The sequence below is a fragment of the Bradyrhizobium sp. USDA 4503 genome, assembly GCF_054055815.1.
The window spans coordinates 7,805,473-7,824,884 of sequence record NZ_JBSRXS010000001.1; the positions used below are offsets into that span (position 1 = coordinate 7,805,473).

Annotated in this window: 9 protein-coding genes and 1 pseudogene; 9 read left to right on the top strand and 1 reads right to left on the bottom strand. The window is 59.2% G+C overall.

The genetic code is table 11. The annotated features are described in order from the left end of the window. Positions 1–160: 160 nt before the first annotated feature. The 9 genes and pseudogenes from ACVMIH_RS36930 to tesB all read left to right on the top strand — a co-directional run bounded on the left by ACVMIH_RS36930 (position 161) and on the right by tesB (position 15,149). On the top strand, positions 161–1,018 hold the full coding sequence (locus tag ACVMIH_RS36930) for a MaoC/PaaZ C-terminal domain-containing protein (protein ID WP_456866631.1): 858 nt from the start codon (positions 161–163) through the stop codon (positions 1,016–1,018). 395 nt (positions 1,019–1,413) lie between these two features. Next, a pseudogene (locus ACVMIH_RS36935) lies at positions 1,414–1,781 on the top strand (transposase); the annotation flags it as partial. Between the two features lie 352 nt (positions 1,782–2,133). Next, positions 2,134–3,771, top strand: coding sequence for a class I adenylate-forming enzyme family protein (locus ACVMIH_RS36940; protein WP_456865239.1), 1,638 nt, complete (start codon positions 2,134–2,136; stop codon positions 3,769–3,771). Positions 3,772–5,293: 1,522 nt separating this feature from the next. After that, positions 5,294–6,025, top strand: a complete 732-nt coding sequence (locus ACVMIH_RS36945; protein WP_456865242.1) for a 3-keto-5-aminohexanoate cleavage protein — start codon at positions 5,294–5,296, stop codon at positions 6,023–6,025. A 185-nt stretch (positions 6,026–6,210) separates the two neighbouring features. Next, positions 6,211–8,721, top strand: a complete 2,511-nt coding sequence (locus ACVMIH_RS36950) for a CoA transferase (protein WP_456865245.1) — start codon at positions 6,211–6,213, stop codon at positions 8,719–8,721. 773 nt (positions 8,722–9,494) lie between these two features. Further along, positions 9,495–10,385 carry a 3-keto-5-aminohexanoate cleavage protein gene (locus ACVMIH_RS36955; protein ID WP_456865247.1) on the top strand — a complete coding sequence of 297 codons (891 nt, stop codon included), beginning with the start codon at positions 9,495–9,497 and terminating at the stop codon, positions 10,383–10,385. Between the two features lie 12 nt (positions 10,386–10,397). Next, complete coding sequence (locus tag ACVMIH_RS36960; protein WP_456865249.1) at positions 10,398–11,861, top strand: 3-hydroxyacyl-CoA dehydrogenase NAD-binding domain-containing protein; 1,464 nt, start codon at positions 10,398–10,400, stop codon at positions 11,859–11,861. A gap of 76 nt (positions 11,862–11,937) precedes the next feature. Next, on the top strand, positions 11,938–13,209 hold the full coding sequence (locus ACVMIH_RS36965; protein WP_456865252.1) for a Coenzyme F420 hydrogenase/dehydrogenase, beta subunit C-terminal domain: 1,272 nt from the start codon (positions 11,938–11,940) through the stop codon (positions 13,207–13,209). A gap of 1,079 nt (positions 13,210–14,288) precedes the next feature. Continuing rightward, positions 14,289–15,149: an acyl-CoA thioesterase II gene (tesB, locus tag ACVMIH_RS36970; protein ID WP_456865254.1), complete on the top strand. Its 861-nt coding sequence runs from the start codon at positions 14,289–14,291 to the stop codon at positions 15,147–15,149. A 1,437-nt stretch (positions 15,150–16,586) separates the two neighbouring features. Here the strand turns inward: tesB and ACVMIH_RS36975 are convergent. Further along, positions 16,587–18,683, bottom strand: a complete 2,097-nt coding sequence (locus tag ACVMIH_RS36975; protein ID WP_456865256.1) for a 3-hydroxyacyl-CoA dehydrogenase NAD-binding domain-containing protein — start codon at positions 18,681–18,683, stop codon at positions 16,587–16,589. Positions 18,684–19,412: the final 729 nt, after the last annotated feature.

Sequence of the window (19,412 nt, forward strand, 5' to 3'; positions counted from 1 at the left end):
ACCGCGTTTTAATAGAGACTGGCTTTGGCATCAGGTTGCGCAACGTTTGGCGTCAGCTGGAGAGCACATAGTTCTGTCATCTCCATACAGCTGCAAGAGAAACATGAAGGCAGCGGATGAGGGTTCAGCTCACGAAAGCAGCAAACAGGGGAAGGATCCGATGCCAATCGACTATCCAGCGGTACTCAAACTGAAAACCGAAGCGACTCCCTATTCGTGGAGCGATCGCGAGGTGATGCTCTATGCGCTCGGCATCGGCATGGGATCGGATCCTTTGAACGAAAAAGAGTTGCAATTTGTCAACGAGGCATTTGCATCAAGGCCGCTGAAGGTGGTTCCGACCTTTGGTTCGGTCTGCGTCTGGGGGGCCCGACCCGGATTCATTGACCTCAACCGCGTCATGATCGTTGATGGCGAACGCGACGTCACCTTTCACAAGCCGATCCCTGTCGTTGCCAACGTTACTGCGGATGCTCGCGTGCGCGCTGTGTACGATAAGGGCAAGGAGAAAGGCGCTATCATTCAGAGCGAAATCGTGGTCAGGGATCGTGATGATGACAAGATCGTCACGATCCTTTCTTCGACCTTCGCGAGGGGCGACGGTGGTTTTGGTGGGCCATCGGAAGGAATGCCCGAGCCGCACCAGGTACCTCGCCGAGCGCCCGACAAGTCGGTCGATATCCCAACCCGGCCGGACCAAGCGCTGATCTACCGTCTGTCGGGTGATCGAAACCCATTGCATAGCGATCCGGAATTCGCGCGTCGAGCCGGTTTTCCCAGGCCCATTCTCCATGGCATGTGCACCTATGGACTGACCTGCAGGGCCGTGTTGCAAACGTATGCCGACTATGATCCCTCTGCCTTCCGTCGTCATCGTGTTCGCTTTTCGGCTCCGGTGTTCCCGGGTGAGGTCATCACGATCAATCTCTGGAAGGACGGAAATTCGATTTCTTTCGAGGCTCATGTTCGATCGCGCCAAGTCACCGTCGCCAAGAATGGGCAGACAGTGCTAGGCTGAACTTTCCGGAGCTGCTGCCCCAACGGAAACTCGCGGCAAATTCTATTTCTGACTAGCCCCCGCCCTCGTCACCGCTCACCCTGTCAGTCATTCGGTCGCGCCTCACATCACAGCAAATCGCTTGCGGCATCGCACTCTCGGCCCAAGCAATGGCGCCACTCACGTCCGATCAATATCGCGCCTACGCGCGGCGACCACAGGCGCGCCTTCTCCGCAGTTGGATTAGCTGCACTATCGCCATAGCGCCCACAACTCCGCTTCGTTCAATCCGGCTTCTATGAGGTCGCACGCGCCACCGCGCGCGCGGCTGGCCTTTGCCCCGCGACCTCCCAAAACCCTCAAGATTGAACCCTCAAGATTCCCTCAGAGGCCGAAGCGTGATTCCCTGCTCACCGATGCGACCGAAGAAGCCCAAGACGACGGGACCGTACGATCTGTTCCGTGCAAGGGGGGACCAGACCACCAATGTGAAGCACGAACTGGGTCAGCTGGTTGGCAAGAACGATTGGGAATGGATCGATTGGGAGAATCGCGCCACACTGCAGCGAATGGCCGGCCTGGTATCGGAACCCTCTTCTTGATCGGCCTGTTGCTGCTCAAGCACATCTGCGGGCTGTCCGATGAGGGGGTCTGTGAACGCTGGGTCCACGACCCGTATTTCCCGTACTTCACCTGCGAAGATTTCAGCATGCGTGCCTACACGAGCGCTCGGACCTAGAGCCACTGGCGCAAGCGGCTCGCTGGCAAGCTGGATTGGCTATTAAAGTGGGTAGTATCCCGATCTCCGTTCACGAGGTACCAACGACGCCACACGGGCCTGAATGAGTCACAAGATACGCACCGCACAGTTCTGCGCGTGCTCTTACCGCTCGATATTGATGCGAGTGAGAAGCCGTGCGTTCCGGCGGTTGGAGCCTCGCGGTGGCGAGGCCCTGATCAACGTCGTCTCCATCACGCGCATACTGGACGAGCGGGCTGAGTTCTGGGAAATCGCCGGCAGGTGCCGATCTTGCTGAGCGGCAGCCCAGGGCAAGCTGTCAAATGGAAGCGTTGCGCTCCGACTAGACCTTTCTTTGTTTCCCCAAACAAGGTTTCCGATGATGCCACCTCCAAGAGTGACGCAAACCCCGCTGCAAGAGCGCATCGCAGATGTGTTGCGCAAGATCGAGATGCTGGAATCTGCATACGAGACCATCACGGTCGGACAGCTGGTTTCAAGGCGGGCGATAACGCACGGCTCCGCGGTCGCGGTCGACGTTTTCGATCGCGGTGAGCGTGCTACTTACTCCGAGATGGACCAATGGTCCAACAAATATGCCCATGCGCTGCGTGCATTTGGTGTCCGCAAGGGAGATCGCATTGTGGTGATGCTGCCAAATCGCATCGAATTCCCGATCCTTTGGTTCGCGATTGCCAAGCTCGGGGCGGTGATCGTTCCGATCAACATGCGCTACACGGCGAGAGAGATCGAATACGTTCTCAGCGATACACAAGCCAAGTTCGCCGTCGTCGACGAGTCTGCATGGTCAGTATTCTCGGCGATGGAGCCTTGGCCGGAAGACCTCTCCAAAGAGCGAGTAATTTTCGTTGAACAGCCTTCCGATGGGGCTGCCACTACCCTCCATGAATTGCTCAAGGGCCTGGACGACTCGTGGGTGCAGGAGGATATCCGCCCCGATGACCTGTTGAACATTCAATTTACGTCGGGGACAACAGGCTTTCCGAAGGGATGTATGTTGACGCATGACTACTGGGGCGTAAGCTCGTACCAGTGGGCGTGTTGGGACGGGCAGCCGTACCACAGGTTTCTGTCGGCGCAACCCTTCTTCTATATCGATCCGCAATGGCATCTTCTGAATTCGTATCGACAGGGAGGCACGCTCTATTTGGCTCCGCAAGTCAGCTCGACCCGTTTCATCGGTTGGGTCAGGCAGCACCGCATCGAGTGGTGCCAGTTTCCCGCGCTCGTCGCCCGGCAGGCGGAGACTGCCGGTGAGGACGGGACGACAAGCCTGAAGCAAACCATGAATTGGGGCTGGAGCCCTAATTTAGTGCGCCAGTTTCGCAAGCGGTTTCGAGTGTCCACCCAGGACGCTTACGGGATGACGGAAATCGGCTTCGGCACACGAATGACAAACGAGCTCGACGAAATGGCCGATTCCGGTTCGGTCGGGATCCGCGCACCTTTTCGGGCGTTACAATTGATGAACGAGGATGGCAGCCCCACGCCGGTCGGCGACGTCGGGGAACTGTGGGTGAGCGGGCGCGGGATGTTCAAGGGCTATTGGAATAAGCCGGAAGCAAATGACGCCTTGTTTGAAGGTGAATGGTTCAAGACTGGCGATCTGATGCGGCGCGATGAACTCGGCTTTTATTGGCTGGTAGGACGCACGAAGGAAATGATCCGACGCTCGAGCGAGAACATTGCCGCCCGCGAGGTCGAGGCCGTCATCCGCGAAATTCCCGAGATTGCCGATGTGGCTGCTGTACCTGTTCGCGATTCCAAGCGCGGCGAGGAGGTCAAGGTCTACGTGGAGCTGAAAGAAGGTCTCACACCTCGCGACCTTCCCGTGGAACGCATTCTCGAACATGCCCGTGCCGGTCTTGCTGTGTTCAAGGTCCCGCGGTATATCACCTTTATCCCGGTGCTTCCTAGAACAACGTCCAGTAATAAAGTGCTCAAACGTGAGCTGATGGCCCTGAGCGATCCGCTTTCCGGCGCTTACGACACTGAAGAGATGCGCTGGCGCTGAAAGCCTAAGGTTCTCACTCCAGCTCATACGGGGGCGGTTGCCAATACAAGTGACCCAAGGCGCGACCATGACCACTAGCGCCTTGGCTGTCGACTGGACATAAGTGGTGAGGAGGTTTGCCGAGATCACTGCATCCGAGATTTTCTCCTGGTCGACGGGGGGCGGGCCGGAGTGGTCATGCTCGGCACCTATGTTCGGGACTCCGTCGTTGAGACCGGTCTTCAGATCGGTCGTTCAGTCGATGTCAGCTCGGATCGCGCAGCTAGCCGATGTGACACGGACCTCGTTGCTGGGGCTCGATCGGATCATCATCGTGCGACCTCGTCCTGTTGTTCTAGAGCGGCGAATAGCCTGCGGTGCGGAAGCGAACGTGCTTCCTTTAGACTTAGACTAGCATCGAAATCCGCTTCCAGAGCTGGTAGAAGGAAAAGTGGGCGCTTGACGCTGAGTCGCCGCGCAAGCACGGCTTTTAGGTTAACTATGACCACGACGTCGATTGCATTGCATTTGAATTGAAGTCGCCCAAATCACAAACGCCCAGCGCGCAAAGGGCGGCGACCGTTGGCGCGGCTCGTGCTGTTGCACGGCACGCGGTTCAGTCTGACCGGCGCCGAGTCGCCGTTATCCCGGTGTCGCTGCGCGCTTTGGCATCGATTCGATCGTAGTCATTACATTAGCGCGGTTCCTACCGCCACGCGGTTCGATGCGCTGCCGCTTGTTGTTCGAAAAGGCATCAATCGACGCTGGTGACGATCGGCACGCTGCTGGTCGGTCGCGGTTCGGAGCCGCCGCTCGTATGCTTGCCTTTTTCAACTCACACGTGGCTTGACCCAGATGCGCGCAGTGGGGCTGTTGGTGCGCCATGTGCCCGAACAGCAGACAACCCAGTAGCCGACACCTGCTATTGCCTGGGGCTTGCTCTGCTTGCAATCGCCGCCAGTGACGCTCCGCGTATCATTATGTTGCCGTAGGCGGCGCAGTGCAGTCGGTTACCGATCAGGCGCGATGAAGCTACGTAGAACACCTGGATCAATTGATCATTGTCATACGCATAAATTTGAATAGCTCATCAATGATATTAACTATCAGATTTGATAGTTGAAGGGTGTGACAGCCGTTTTAGAGTGTTCAATTGCTGCTAGATGATGATGCAAACACCGGCGGCATGATGCCGACGGCTGGTTGGGCGGCGGTCACTATCGCAGCGTCAGTCGGGGATGGCGGGAGACCCTACAGCATGAAGCAATATGACAAGGAAAGTCGGACCGTTCGTGGACCACCTAGGATCAATGGATTGGTCGATTTTGGAGCGGCTCATGCCGTGGGACAACTCGGCTCATCGCCGACGTCGTTTCCAACGAGTGCGTCCCAGAAAGTGGTATCATCCTCATGAAGGCCATTGATTGGGTTGACGGGGGAGCGACGAAGCGGCGATTCAGCGGCCCGTGTTTGTCTTACCGAGAGTTTCACGTGTTGATGCTGCCAGAATTTGAACTGTCTTTGTGCGGAGAGACATGATCCCATGCCATTAGCTACGCACAGAGCAGTATTTATTGCGCGCGCTGTTACTGGATCCAGCCAAACCTCGGACAATTCTCTTCATGTTGCCCGCTCGAAGGAAATCGTCGAATCCGCGATTAACGCCACCACGGCCGCTGCAAATGTCGTTGCCTGCCGTTTACGCGATCCAGAGGCGGGCAAGCTGAGCCGCCGCAATGATCTGTATGGTGAAGTCACTGACCGCAGAGTGAGATCGTATTCGGCGGCTCGGAAAGCCCACTTCTTCCAATCCGATAAAGCCGTCATGGGCAGGTGTCAGCAACGCGTCAGACGTGGCCCATTGCCTGTCGGAAGTCTGTACGCGCGACTGAGCACGATGAACCTCAATCCGCGCTTGCGTCATGATCAAAGCGCCGAAGGTGCTCTGGGCCGTGGCGGCCCGGCTTTTGGAGGTGCCAGGCTTTTAGCGACGGGAGAGGGTGAGGATGATCTCCCAAACGGTCATCGCCCATCTGATCACAGAGGGTGGGAGTTCGCTCGAGCGGAGCTCGCGTGTTCCGGTGAATCCGGAGATCGCAGGATCGCTGAGGACAGCGTACGCGAGATCCGAAGGATCGTATCGCAGTCGGCGCTTGCCGGATGCAAACCCGATGAACCGAGGCAGATCGTTCCGTGCCGGAGCGATCCGGCGAAGGTCGCGGGCGATATCGGTACCACGATCTTACGGCCGGTCGGCACAAGGAATTGGCGGTGACGACAACCCAAGCCGGGCGGTCGTAAGGCATTTGCGTGTCAGGGGCATATACAGATTGTGCGTTGTGGATGCCGGCATCTTGCCGAGCGTCAATACCAATGTTGCCGAGAAGGCTCGTGGTTTCACCCCAATCCCATCGGCATGCGTGAATCCCGCAACTCCACGCCCGGACAACAGACGGAGTGATGACGATGCGACGTTCAACCCTTCCTCTCTTCGGCGTCAAGGTCGTCGATTTCGGCCAGTACATTGCCGGCCCGGCGGTGGCGATGATCCTCGCAGATCTTGGCGCCACCGTCGTGCATATCGATCCGCCATCCGGTCCCCTCTGGGACAGCCCAGCCAATGCGACCCTCAATCGAAACAAGCTGATCGTCCCGATCGACTTGAAGACCGAGGGGGGCGTGTCGCAAGCGCAGGCCCTTATCAGGGAAGCGGACATCGTGGTCGAGAATTTCCGCCCAGGGATCCTGAGCCGCCTCGGGATCGACTTTAAGGCGCTGCGGCGGACACGACCGGATTTGATCACCGTGTCCATTCCGGGCTTTGCTTCTAACGATCAGCTCCGTCGCGAGTGGCGCGCCTTCGAATCCGTGATCGCGGCATCCTCAGGCGTGTTCACCGATATGGGGATGAGCCGCGTGCTGATGGGTGTCAATCCTTCCTTCTCGCCGCTGCCTCTAGCATCGGCCTACGGCACAACGCTCGCGGTATCGGCCGCCGTGCTGGCGCTTCAGGCGCGAGAGCGCAACACGATTGGCGACCAGATCGAGGTGCCTCTTGCATGCGCGGTCATGGAAGGACTCGCGTACAATTCGATCAGTATTGATGATCTTCCGGTCCGTTACAAGTCACGACGTGAGCGCGAGATCGCCCAGCGGCGCGAAGCGGGCTTGCCGATGGATCTTTCCTACGAAGCCTCACAGGAGCTGCTCGATCCATTTAGCCGCAATTACAAATGTAAGGACGGACGCATGTTCTATGTCGTCTGCTCGGGCCACAAGCATCATACCAAGCGCTGCTTGCAGCTTCTCGGACTATACGACGAACTCGTGGCCGAGGGACTGGCACAGGAGGGGGATACCTATTTTCCTATTCGCGAATGGCGATCTGGACACTCTCTCGACGCCTCTCCCTTGCCGAAGTACTGGGCTGACAAGATCGCCGGACGGATGAAGGCCATCTTCCTGACCCGAACTGCAAAGGAGTGGGAGCGAGTCTTCGGAGAGCGCCAGATTCCCGCCGCGCCGCAACGTTGGTTGCAGGAATGGATCGACGACGACCACGCACGATGCGCGGGCCTAATGATCGAGGTCGACGATCCCGTGTATTCGCGAATGATCCAGCCGGGACCTGTGGTTTGGCTGGAGGAAAGCGGCGAAACGATGCTGCGCCCTGCGCCCCGCAAATGGGTCTCCTTCGACCAAGCAGTCGCTGCGCTTTCGGCGATCCCAGCCAGACGGCCCGCGGCCCGGACGGCGGAGTCCTCGACAGGATGGCTTGACGGAGTACGGGTTCTCGACCTGTGCAATGTCATCGCTGGCCCGCACGCAGCGTGCTATCTTGCCCGGTTCGGGGCGGAGGTGATCAAGCTCGACCCGGCGAGGCCACTTTACGACAGCTCAATCACAGTAATATACGGCATGACCCATATGCGCGGCAAGCGCTCGGTTCTGGTGGATATCGGCTCATCCGGTGGCCGGGAGATTTTCGAGAGGCTGGTCAAGTCGGTTGATGTTGTGATTTGGAATGCGACTGACCGGCAAGTCAACCGCATGGGGCTCGATCTGAAGGGCCTGAAAGCGCTCAATCAGGACGCGATCTTCTGCCAGCTCGATTGCTTCGGCGGCGTCCGGCGCGGGCCACGCAGTGATTATCTCGGCTACGAAAACCACGTCCAGGCGGCGACAGGCATCATGCTGAGGTCCGGTGGTTCCGTTGAGACGCCCGAGGAATACGCCCACGTCGGCACGATCGACGTGATGGGGGGGCTAGGCGCGGCTCTCGGCGTCGCACTCGCGTTGTACCAGAAGGCCAGGACTGGCCATGCAGGACGGGCCAGGACATCGCTGTCGGCAATCTCCAGCCTCCTGCAGATGCCGTTCTGCTACGATTATCGAGGGCGTGGACAGTTTGATGAGCCCGCCGGTATCGATGCCAAGGGCTATGATACACTGACTCGTCTTTACGAGACGGCCTCGGGGGCCAGCCTCTTGCTTAACGCATTCGAGGGCGATCTGCCTCGCCTTGCGCGGGTCAAGGGACTTGAAGGACTTGCCGGTGTACCGGAGGAGGATCGGGTATCCTTTCTCACTAAGGCTATCGTAAAGGTTACCGCTGAGGAGTGGGTGTCGAGACTTATTGCAGTCGATATCGGCGCTGCAACTTGCGAGAATCTTGCGACCATAAGGTCGGCCAATTCGATGCTCGCGGATGGCACTTGTGGAAGCGCACAGGGCAGCTATTCCTTCTCAACGTTCTACGATCATCCCAGTGGGCATGCCGTAACGCAAGTCAATCCTTCCGCGATCCGCCCGGCGGTCGGAAAGGTCCATACACTCCCTCCCGCGGAAAAATACGGTGGCTCGACACGGCAAGTCCTACGATTGTTGGAATACACCGAGGCCGACATAGACGCGTTTCTCGCCGAGGGCGCTATAAGCGAAAGCTGGAGTCGCGAATACTTGCCCAGTTGAGGAGGCAGTGAAAACGAGCTCTGGCGGATCATTTCCCTTAGAGCAGGTGCCTCTGTCGTTTACGGGGAAGCCTCATGAGGCGATTGCAGTCCTACGCCGACGTTCCACAGCGGCCAGCGTGACCTGTGCTCTTGCCTTCCCGACGGATTGGCATACGGCGCTTGAAAGTGGCGAAAAAAGGGTTTCCACCCTAGCGAGCACTGTTCATCAGAATTCGTTTCGGTAATATTCAGCTTAGTTGCATCAGTGCGCTTTGCATGGCTCGCCGATTCTCGACGGCATTGGAAGCAATCGCCAATCCAGTTGAATTCTTCAGGCAGAATTTTCCCGACCGGACCAACTAACCGCCGAGCTGCGGGATAGCTCAAAAACGCTCGATGTTCGAATTCACGAAGCTTAATCTTGAGGGGCGGGGAAGGAAGGCGACCGCCTCACATGAGGATCCATCTTGTGCCAGCCGTGTCCATTTGGGTACGGCGATGTCAGAGCTCCGACAACCCGTAAGGTCATTCCAAGAGCAAGCTAGTAGCCACGCGCGTTCTGTTAGCTGCGAACGCAATTCTATGAATGGCACGCCGATTGCTGGAATGAGGACCGCCGCACCCGAAGACGTTCGCGGCGGCCCTACTGCAAAGGACCCGGTGATCCCAGTCAATGCCCTGACGCTGTTTATGCTCTGAACTCCAAATGCAATGAATATCACGACATGAACCTTTTTGCCGGTCTGACCCGATTTGCTGCGGTCAAGCTTTCAGTGGGAGGAGAAGGTCAGCATGATCTCCGAGGTGTTCATCACCTGTGCGGTCACAGGAAGTGGGGCGAATGTGGAGCGTAGTCCGCATGTGCCGGTGACCCCAGAGCAGATCGCGAACTCGGCGATTGAGGCAGCGCGGGCGGGGGCGGCGGTGGTCCACATCCACGTACGTGATCCCAAGACCAAGAAGGGCTCGCGGGATCCGGCGCTGTACCGGGACGTGGTGCAGCGCATCCGGAAGTCGGATGTGAATCCAGTGATCAACCTGACGACAGGGATGGGCGGCGACCTCGTGCTGGGTGGCCCTAACTCTCCGCTGCCGCCGGACCCCGCGCGGACGGACATGATAGGTGCGCTTGAGCGGCTGGTGCATGTCGAAGAGTTGCGCCCGGAGATCTGCACGCTGGATTGCGGGTCGATGAACTTCGGCGCCGGTGAGTACGTCATGGTCAACACCTATCCGACGCTGCGCAAGATGGCCGCACGCTTGCAGGAGCTCGAGGTGCGTCCTGAGCTCGAAGTGTTCGATACCGGTCATCTGTGGAGCGTGTGCGACTTGGTCGAGGAGGGGCTGATCAAACAGCCGCTGATCCAGCTGTGCATGGGGATCCCATACGGCGCGCCAGACGACCCGACTACGTTGATGGCGATGGTGAGCAGGCTCCCGCCGGGTGCCGTCTGCTCTGCCTTCTCGATCGGACGGATGCAGCTTCCCTATGTCGCAATGGCGGCGTTGGCAGGCGCGAACGTGCGAGTGGGATTGGAGGACAACCTCTACCTGTCGCGGGGGCGGCTGGCGACCAATGCCGAGCTCGTGCAGCGGGCGGTACAGATCCTTGAGTATATGGGGGTTCGGGTGATGAGCCCGGATGAGGTGCGCGAGAAGCTCGCGCTTAAAGTTCATCGCTAATAGGTGAAGGGCATGTCTGAGAGGCGGGTGCGAACGGTCGGGCTGCTGGGGGGCGGGGTGATCGGCTGCGAGTGGGCCGCACGGTTTCTTCTCAACGGGGTAGACGTGCGACTATATGGTCCGTCGCCGGGTGCGGTTGAACGCGTGCAGAAGAAGCTGGCCAACGCGCGGCGGGCATACCAGCGGCTCACGCTGGTCCCGCTGCCGCCCGAGGGGACTCTGACGGTGGTCGACTCGGTTGCGAACGCAGTGCGCGGCGTGGAGCTCGTGCAGGAGTCGGCGCCGGAGCGCCTGGAGCTCAAGCAGCAGCTGCTCGCTGCCGCCAGCCAAGCCGCGGCGCCAGAAACCCTGATCTGCTCCTCGACCTCAGGCCTGCGCCCGTCGTTACTACAGGCGGTGATGGACCATCCCGAGCGCCTGCTCGTCGCGCACCCATTCACTCCAGTGTATCTGCTGCCGCTGATTGAGCTGTGCGGCGGCCAGCGAACGGCGCCCGAGGCGCTGGCCTGGGCGGCGGAGATCTACAGGGGGGTAGGGATGCAGCCGCTGGTGGTGCGCAAGGAGGTGGACGGGTTCATCGCGAACCGGCTGCAGGAAGCGATGTGGCGCGAGGCGCTCTGGCTGGTGCACGACGATCTAGCCACCGTGCAGGAGGTCGATGACGCGATCCGCTACTCCTTTGGGCTGCGCCGGGCGATCGTCGGGCCCTTCTGCATCGCGGGCGGTGGGACCGGTATGCACCAGTTCATGGAGCAATGGGGTCCCATGCTGAAGCGGCCGTGGACGAAGCTCACCGACGTGCCCGAGCTCACCGATGCCTTCCTAAACAAGCTTGCCGAGCAGTCAGCCTCGCGAGGCGAGAACCTTACCAGTCTCGAGATCGAACAGAAACGCGACGACTGCTATGTGGCCATCTTGCAAGGGTTGCGCGCGCAGGGCTACGGCGCAGGCGAGACGCTTGCGCGCTGGGAACAGGGGCTGCGCGACCAGGCCCCCCGAATTGAGAACGGTTCGGGCCCACTACGGATGCCAACGCTGCAGATGCCGTCTGATTGGGTCGACTATAACAGCCAAGTCAGTGAGAGCCGCTACGTCGAGTTGTGCGGCATTGCCACGGATAACCTGCTCCGCTACGTCGGTGTCGTCGGCGAGTATCTCTCAAACAGCGGCAGTTATCACACTGTCGAGACGCATTTGTCGCATATCCGGGAACTGTACGCTGGCGACCGCGTCCAGGTGCTCACGCAGGTCCTGACGGCGGACGACAAGCACCTTCGTCTTTTCCATGTGTTGACGCGCGAGGGTGATGAGGCGCCGGCCGCGACGGGCGAACAGATGCTGGTTCACGTGAGCGCCGGCAGCGGACGTAACGGACCTGTGCAAGGGATCGTGCGCGCACGCGTGTTGGAGCTGGCGCGACTGCACTCGGAGCTGCCCCGGCCGGAACGCGTCAGCGCAAACATCCAGCTCGACTGAGCCGCGAACTCACCGGTCAAGCCCGCCCAGGTAATCAGGCGCTTACCAGACCTCCGGACCCTACAGGAGCAGCCCAATGACACGCAAGCAGTTGCGCAGCAAGTGGACGTTCTTCGCAGCGCCCGCCCAAGACGTCGAGGATGTGGTGGGCTCCGGCCTGTGCACGGGCTGTGGCCTGTGCGCAAGCATCGCCGGCCCTCCGATATCGATGGGCATCAATATCGAAGGCAACATGCGGCCTCTCGTCCGAGATGAAGTTGCAGCCGGAAAGAACGAGCTGATCATGGCGGTCTGCCCGGGCGTGTCGGTCCAAGGGCCCGGCAGGCTTCAAGGTGTCACCGTTCATCCAGTGTGGGGACCCATGCGTGAGATACATAGGTCCTGGTCGAGCGATCCCGTCGTCCGGCACAAGGGTGCCGCAGGCGGCACATTGACGGCCCTAGGTCGATATCTCCTTGCCAGTGACCGCGTTCACGCCGTGCTGCATGTCCGCGCCGACGATCAAAAGCCGTGGCTCACAACATCCACGATCTCGAGAACGCCGGAAGAAGTTCTGCGCGGTGCCCAGTCTCGCTATGGCCCATCGTCGCCTCTTGTCAATCTGCATCGGCTGCTCGACGAAGGCAAGCGCTTTGCCGTGATCGCCAAACCTTGCGACATATCGGCCGTTCGTGCCCTCGGACGTATCGATTCGCGGGTCGAGCAGTTGATCCCTTATATGTTGACCAACTTCTGTGGCGGGGTCCACTCCGTCCACATCGCGAAGGCTGTAATGCGCCACCACGGCGTCGACGAGCTGGACGTCGCGTTGTACCGATACCGTGGGGAAGGATGGCCCGGCCCGCTGCGTGTGCAGACCCGCAACGGAGCCGTTTACGACCTCCCTTATCCAGAGGCCTGGCTCATGGGTAAATTCGGCTACGAACTCACGTTTCGCTGCAAGATCTGTCCGGATGGAGTGGGAGAAGTCGCCGACATCTCCGCGCCCGATGGCTGGATCCTCCAGAACGGAAAACGCTCATACGCTGAAGCGCCGGGAACCAACCTGGCCGTCGTTCGCACGCCAGTCGGCGAAGAGTTGCTCCATGCGTCCATCGACGCGGGATATCTCGAGGTTGCATCAGTTTCGATCGAGGAGATCGAACAGATGCATACCAACCATCACAGGAAGGCGGCCGCTTCTGCCGCTTTGCTCGCCCTGCGGCTCATGGGCCAAAGGACGATCAAGGCTTCCGGCTACCGCACGAAGGACGGCCTGAAACGTGCCGGATTGCGAGGCACCTTCCAGCAATTCGCAGGAACTATTAGACGCGTGCTCACCGGGGAAAATCGGGAGCACCTGATCTAATGTCAGCCTTCGAAAGTCATTCCTGCGCCGGCGCGAGAACTCACGCCAGCGCGAACTTGCGATCGTCGTTTCCTGGACGCCCATTCCCGTGAGAACGAAACCGTGCGTCCACATCGCTCGTGCGGCTGGCCGCCCGTCCAGCAATGACTTTGCTCAGTTCCGCGAACTTGGCATCGCGCAAACGGCGCCCGTCGAGATCGCGTGATGCAGCTCGCCGAGCACGCGCGTCCACGCAAGCCGGTCGCAAATGTAGGGGAGTCTTATCGCTGCGGGTACGATTTAATTCTTGTGTTCGGCCTCCGACCTCCATCGCAGTGAGTTGAATGTTGATGCCACCAACTTGTAGGTGGTTGTCGAGCAAACCCTGAACGTGGACCGAGGAGGGACGCAAGACTGATACGTTGGCTGGACCTTTAACGAGGAGAGATGGTCTCGTGAAGATCACATCCAAAACGAGTTGCCGAGTACGATTACGGCCGCATGACGCTTGAACTGCGGCAGCGAGGAAACCTCGTTAATCATGAGAGGTGGCGCAAGTGATAAAGATCACCGGCCAGGGCATGAAGCGGCGTCGGCGTGGCAACATCACGTTTATTCCGTTGCAGGTCTGATTGCAGAGAGACTCCGCATTTCTCGATTTGGGGGCAATTCGTAGAAACGTTCGAACTGTGCTGAATTGTCTTGTGCTGCAGCTCACAATTTGAGAAAGCATTAGTTTGCACGTCTAGCCACGCCGGTGCAAGAGACCGGCCCATTCCTCATGTGTGCGGCGTGTTGCCGCAAGAATCGCGCAAACGCGCGGCATGTGCTTCTGTCTGAAAGTGAACGTGCGGTTTGTTTCAGATCGGCCAACCCGTTGTGAGCGCGATGTTGCGCAGGACCGAGCCGATTTCAATCAGCATCACCGGCGCTGGCCCAAATCCTGCAGCGCGACAGCTGCGTGGAATTGCGCGGCACAAGGCCCAACGGGCCGATACCGGCGTTCTTCGGACGCTGTAAAGAGTCGACCTAGGCACTTTGAGATTTTGGATTCATGGCATGTGCCATGCTCCGGAATGACGCAGAACGAAAGAACATCAATGTCCAAAAGCTTGATCAACTTGCTCGCTATCCTCGACCTCGAACCGATCGAGGTGAACCTCTTTCGCGGCAACAACCCGAACTCCAGCTTGAAACGGGTGTTCGGCGGCCAGGTGATCGGGCAGGCGATGGTAGCGGCGTCACGCACGGTAGAAGGTCGGCTGCCGCATTCACTGCATGCCTATTTCATCCAAACCGGCGACCCGCAGGTGCCGATCATTTACCAAGTCGAACGGCTGCGCGACGGCAAGAGCTATTCGACACGGAGTGTCACCGCGATTCAGCATGGCAACACGATCTTCTCGATGATGGTTTCGTTTCATGCCGGGGAGCACGGCTCCTTTGACCATCAGGACAAGATGCCCAATGTGCCGCCGCCGGAAAGGCTCTCCGCCCAGGAATTATCTAAGCAGCCAATGTTTCGCGAGCTACCGGAAGGCATCCGTCGCTATTATGAACCCGATCGCCCGATTGAATTGCGCCCGGTCGAGATCGGCCGTTACGTCGGTCACAAGATCGACGACGGTCGCGTCCATATCTGGATCAAAACCGCCGCGAAGCTGCCAAATGATCCAGCGCTGCATATGTGTGCGCTGGCCTATGCCTCGGATTTGCCGCTGCTCGATGCAGTGATGGCGCGCTATGGCCGCACCGTGTTCGACGAGCGCATGATATCGGCGAGCCTCGACCACGCAATGTGGTTCCACCGCCCGTTCCGAGTCGACGACTGGCTGCTCTACACGGAGGATTCCCCGAGCGCGCACGGCGGGCGTGGCCTTACGCGCGGCCAGATCTTCAAACCCGACGGCACGCTGGTGGCGTCTGTCGGCCAGGAAGGCTCGGTGCGTGAGCCACGTTGAGGTCTCACCTCACACAAGCGCCTCTCGCGACATTCGGCCGCGCACGGATTGCACGATCGTCGTCCACAATCGATCTCGTAAAAATAATGCAAGAAGTTGAGATATCGAGGAACTGTGTCTCGAGTGCCAACTCGCCGGGAAGTTCTGGACCGCATCTATGGGTGACCAGCACGTTGGGAGGGTGATACGTAAATAGGGGGAAATCTGTTTGGTCGAAGGGGCGGCTCCAACCCTGCATCTGGCACGACCGTGCGGAATCGGACATGGCGCATGACCGTTGAGGCTGGGTAACGCTGGCGGACGTAAGGACCCTGACTTCTGGAAGAGCTTCGATGCTGATGATGCGGTGATTGGTGATGATCGTCGAAACGACTTATATAAGAGATGAGGAACAGACCACTACATTCTTGTCATCGTGCAATGCCAACGTGGTTCACAGATCGGTGTCAACGTTTTGGTCGCCACTACACTGGCGCACGCGAGCCGGCGGCTGTCCGTCGCCATTCCAGACGCTGCCCAGCAGCTCCTACGAGGAGCATACGTTTGCAACCATTTTCCGGGAATAAAGCATCATTTCCGCGACGCGTTTGAGCGCATTCTCCTCGACAAAGGCTGACGTTGGCTACAACGCCACGCGAGATTCCAAGGTCAATCACGGGCTCAGGCCCACCTTCTCCACGGGCGGCCACAAGTAGATCGGTCGCGACCGCCGTCCACCACTCAATGCCGCTGAAGCCCCCGTCTAGCGCTTCCCGATAAAGGCTTTCGCCGCCTCCGTGTGATCGGCGGTTCATACGCACGTATGGTGATCGCGTCGTCCTCAAAGCAGTCCTCGAGCGACCGATGCCTCTGGCATTGTTGATGTTGCATCTGATACAGCAGAGCGCGACCGAAGCCTATTGTACTCGCGACATGGCTAGCTCGCGATGCGACAGCATCGACCGCGGCATCCGTCGCGGCTCTGTTCACAACGCCGAGCGCAAGCGCTTCGCCTGCGGTGAGCATCGGCCATAGCAGGTAAGCTCGCGCCTTGGCGCTTTCCATGAATTGAGTGAGAAGATAGCCCCCGACTGTAGTCTTTGGAGAAGCCGGCCTCGGAAAAAGCCATCGTGATCTTGCAGGACTCGCTTGCGAGGCGAAGATCGCAGGTGCTCCGGGGCACCTAAGAACAGCACGGCGCGCGTCTCTTGATCCTCCACCTGGCGACCGCAACCAGTCCTGCCACCTGTCCCCGGTGCAGCGCATTGCGCCAGTCCGGCGTCCATAAGCGTCGGCTGCACATTCCGCATGAAGTTACACGACTGGCGCTGTCGCGTGGGATGCTCGTAGGCACCGACTATGCAGGCCTGTTGGCCTCGGCCATCCCTTGCCGTACTCTGTTTCCAATGGCCATTTACTAGTCATATTGTCGATATGACGTGTCGTGTGTCTTGGCCCTCACGCTACTCTCGCGGCCAACGCGAGCGAGGCAAAGCCGTTGCCTTGGGCTATCAACCGCTTGAGCAGTGGGGCTGGCTCGAGCGACGGATCTTCAGTTTCCTTGGCGTAGAACGCGAGGCGGTCGGCGATATGCTTCGGCCCGACCTGGTCGGCCCAATACATCGGGCCGCCACGATAGATCGGCCAACCATAGCCATAAAGCCAGACCACGTCGATATCGCCCGGTCGGTCCACGATACCTTCCTCCAAGATCCGCGCGCCCTCGTTTATCATCGGATACATCATCCGCTCGAGGATCTCCTCGTCGCTCACGGCGCGGCGCCTGTGGCCGAGTCGCGTCAAGATCTCGTCTATCAGCCTTTCTACCTCCGGGTCGGGTATCGGCATTCGCGAACCGGCTTCATATTTGTACCAGCCCTTGCCGGTCTTCTGGCCAAAGCGGCCTGCTTCGCACAGCGCATCCGCAATCTCCAACCTGATGCCTTGATCCTTGCGTGAACTCCAGCCGACATCCATGCCGGCCATATCGCTCATCACGAAAGGTCCCATTGGCATGCCAAATTTCGTTGCGACCTTATCGATCTGCCGCGGCAGCGCTCCCTCGAGCAGCAACTTTTGCCTCTGCTTGTCGCTCTGGTCCCACATGCGGTTGCTGACGAATCCATGGCAGAGGCCGACGACCACCGGCACTTTGGCGATCCTGCGCGAGATCGATACCGCGGTCACCAGCGCGTCCGGTGCGGTTCGCGGGCCGCGCACAATCTCGCACAACTTCATCACATTAGCCGGTGAGAAAAAGTGCATCCCCAAGACGTCCTGCGGACGCCTTGTCTCTTTGGCGATCTCGTCGATGTTCAAATATGAAGTGTTGGAGGCGAGCACCGCGCCGGGTTTTGCGAATCCATCGAGCTGTCGAAACACTTCCTTCTTCACCGTCATGGTCTCGAACACCGCTTCGATGACCAGGTCGGCGTCCTTAGCGTTCTGGATGCCTACCATGCCGTTGATCAGTTTCATGCACTTGGCGGGCGCATTCGCTGGCATACCGCCGCGAGCAGCGGTCGCTTCCCAGTTCTTCTGCATCACGCCCATGCTGCGCTTGAGCTGCTCCTCGGTGGTATCGATCAGAGTCACAGGAATGCCGGCATTGGCGAAGGACATCGCGATGCCGCCTCCCATAGTGCCGGCCCCAATCATGGCCACACGCTCGACGTTGCGCGGGCGTGCTCCCTTGGGGACGTCTGCGATTTTGTTTGCTGCGCGCTCGGCAAAGAATGCATAGCGCTGCGCCTTGGACTGGTCGCTCTGGACTAGGTTCCGAAATAACTCGCGTTCCTTCTTCAATCCTTCCTCGAACGGCAAGTCAATGGCGAACCCGACCGCGTCAGCTGCAACGAACGGCGCTTCCAAACCGCGCGCCCGCCTTGTCATGGAAGCAACCGCATTAGTAATAATCGAGCGATCCGCCTTCGCCGCAGCGAGCTTTGAATCGTCGTCGCGGAGCTTTCGCAACGGCCGTTTCTCGGCCAGCACTTTTCGTATGAAGGCTTCACCGCCAGCCCTCGTGGCTTCAACGATCTCGTCAATCAGGCCAAGTTTCAAGGCTTCGGTCGCTGAAATCGGATCACCGCCGACGATCATCCTCACTGCAAGCTCAGGCCCAACCGCGCGTGGCAGGCGCTGCGTGCCACCGCCGCCAGGCAAGAGGCCCAACTTCACCTCCGGGAGGCCGAGCTTGGCGTCCTTGATCGCGACTCGGAAATGACAGGCCAGCGCCAGTTCGAGGCCGCCGCCAAGAGCGGTTCCGTGGATCGCGGCGACGATAGGCTTCGGCGAGTTCTCCATCGTTGCCAGAAGGTCGTCCCACGCCGACGGCTTCGACCGCTTGCCAAATTCACTAATGTCTGCGCCGGCAATGAAGGTGCGGCCCGCGCAGGTCAGGATGACACCATTTACCTTGGAGTCGGCGATTGCGGCGTTGATGCACTCAAGAATACAGTCTTCAACCGCCGCGCTCAGCGCGTTCACAGGTGGATTGTTGACCGTCACGACGGCGATCACTTCATGACGGTCGAACTTGACCACTTTCCTCATGTTGCGCTCCTTGGCTTTGTTATTTTAATGGCTTCTTGTCTGATGAGGCTAACCGCCGGAGATGATGACGAGCATGCCCCAAGAAGAGCGTCGATCATGGTCACGCGTTTGAAATATTGGTCGATGTGGTATTCTATCGTCATGCCGATGCCACCATGGCGGCGGATCGACTGCTGGTCGATCGCCTCTCGCCGAGCGGCCGATCTGGGCTTTCGCCACCGAGATCGCCGGCTCGCGCTCGGTCATCGCTTTCGCCTGGCATCGTCGTGGCGTACATTCCCATGGCGACTACTCCAGTTCGCCGAATATGTCGACCGCCCGATGCTGGTCGCTGGAACTGGGCATCTAGTTGGAAGAAAACGACCCAGGCGTCAACTACGAGCCTTTGTAGGCCAGCCAATCAGCGATGAGCCGATAACCGAGCCGAACTGCATGCGCATCTACAGAAGATCCAGTGTGATGGCTTGCATCTCAGCGAAGCAGCCGACGGGTTTAAGGCACAGTCCTGCGAACGCCTGCTCGCACATTTTCGAGTGTGCCCTCGACCGCGCAGACCGTCCCGTGTCGGATAGCCGCGCAGCATGAGGTCTGGCGCATTGGTCCGAACAATGGCGTTCTCCTCCACAGCGAGGTGGCCGAAACGATCGATGCTTTGTCGGAATCGCGACATCGGCTTCATCAGCCCGACGTGGATGGTAGGACAAAGGTGGAGGCTTAAAATGATGCCGG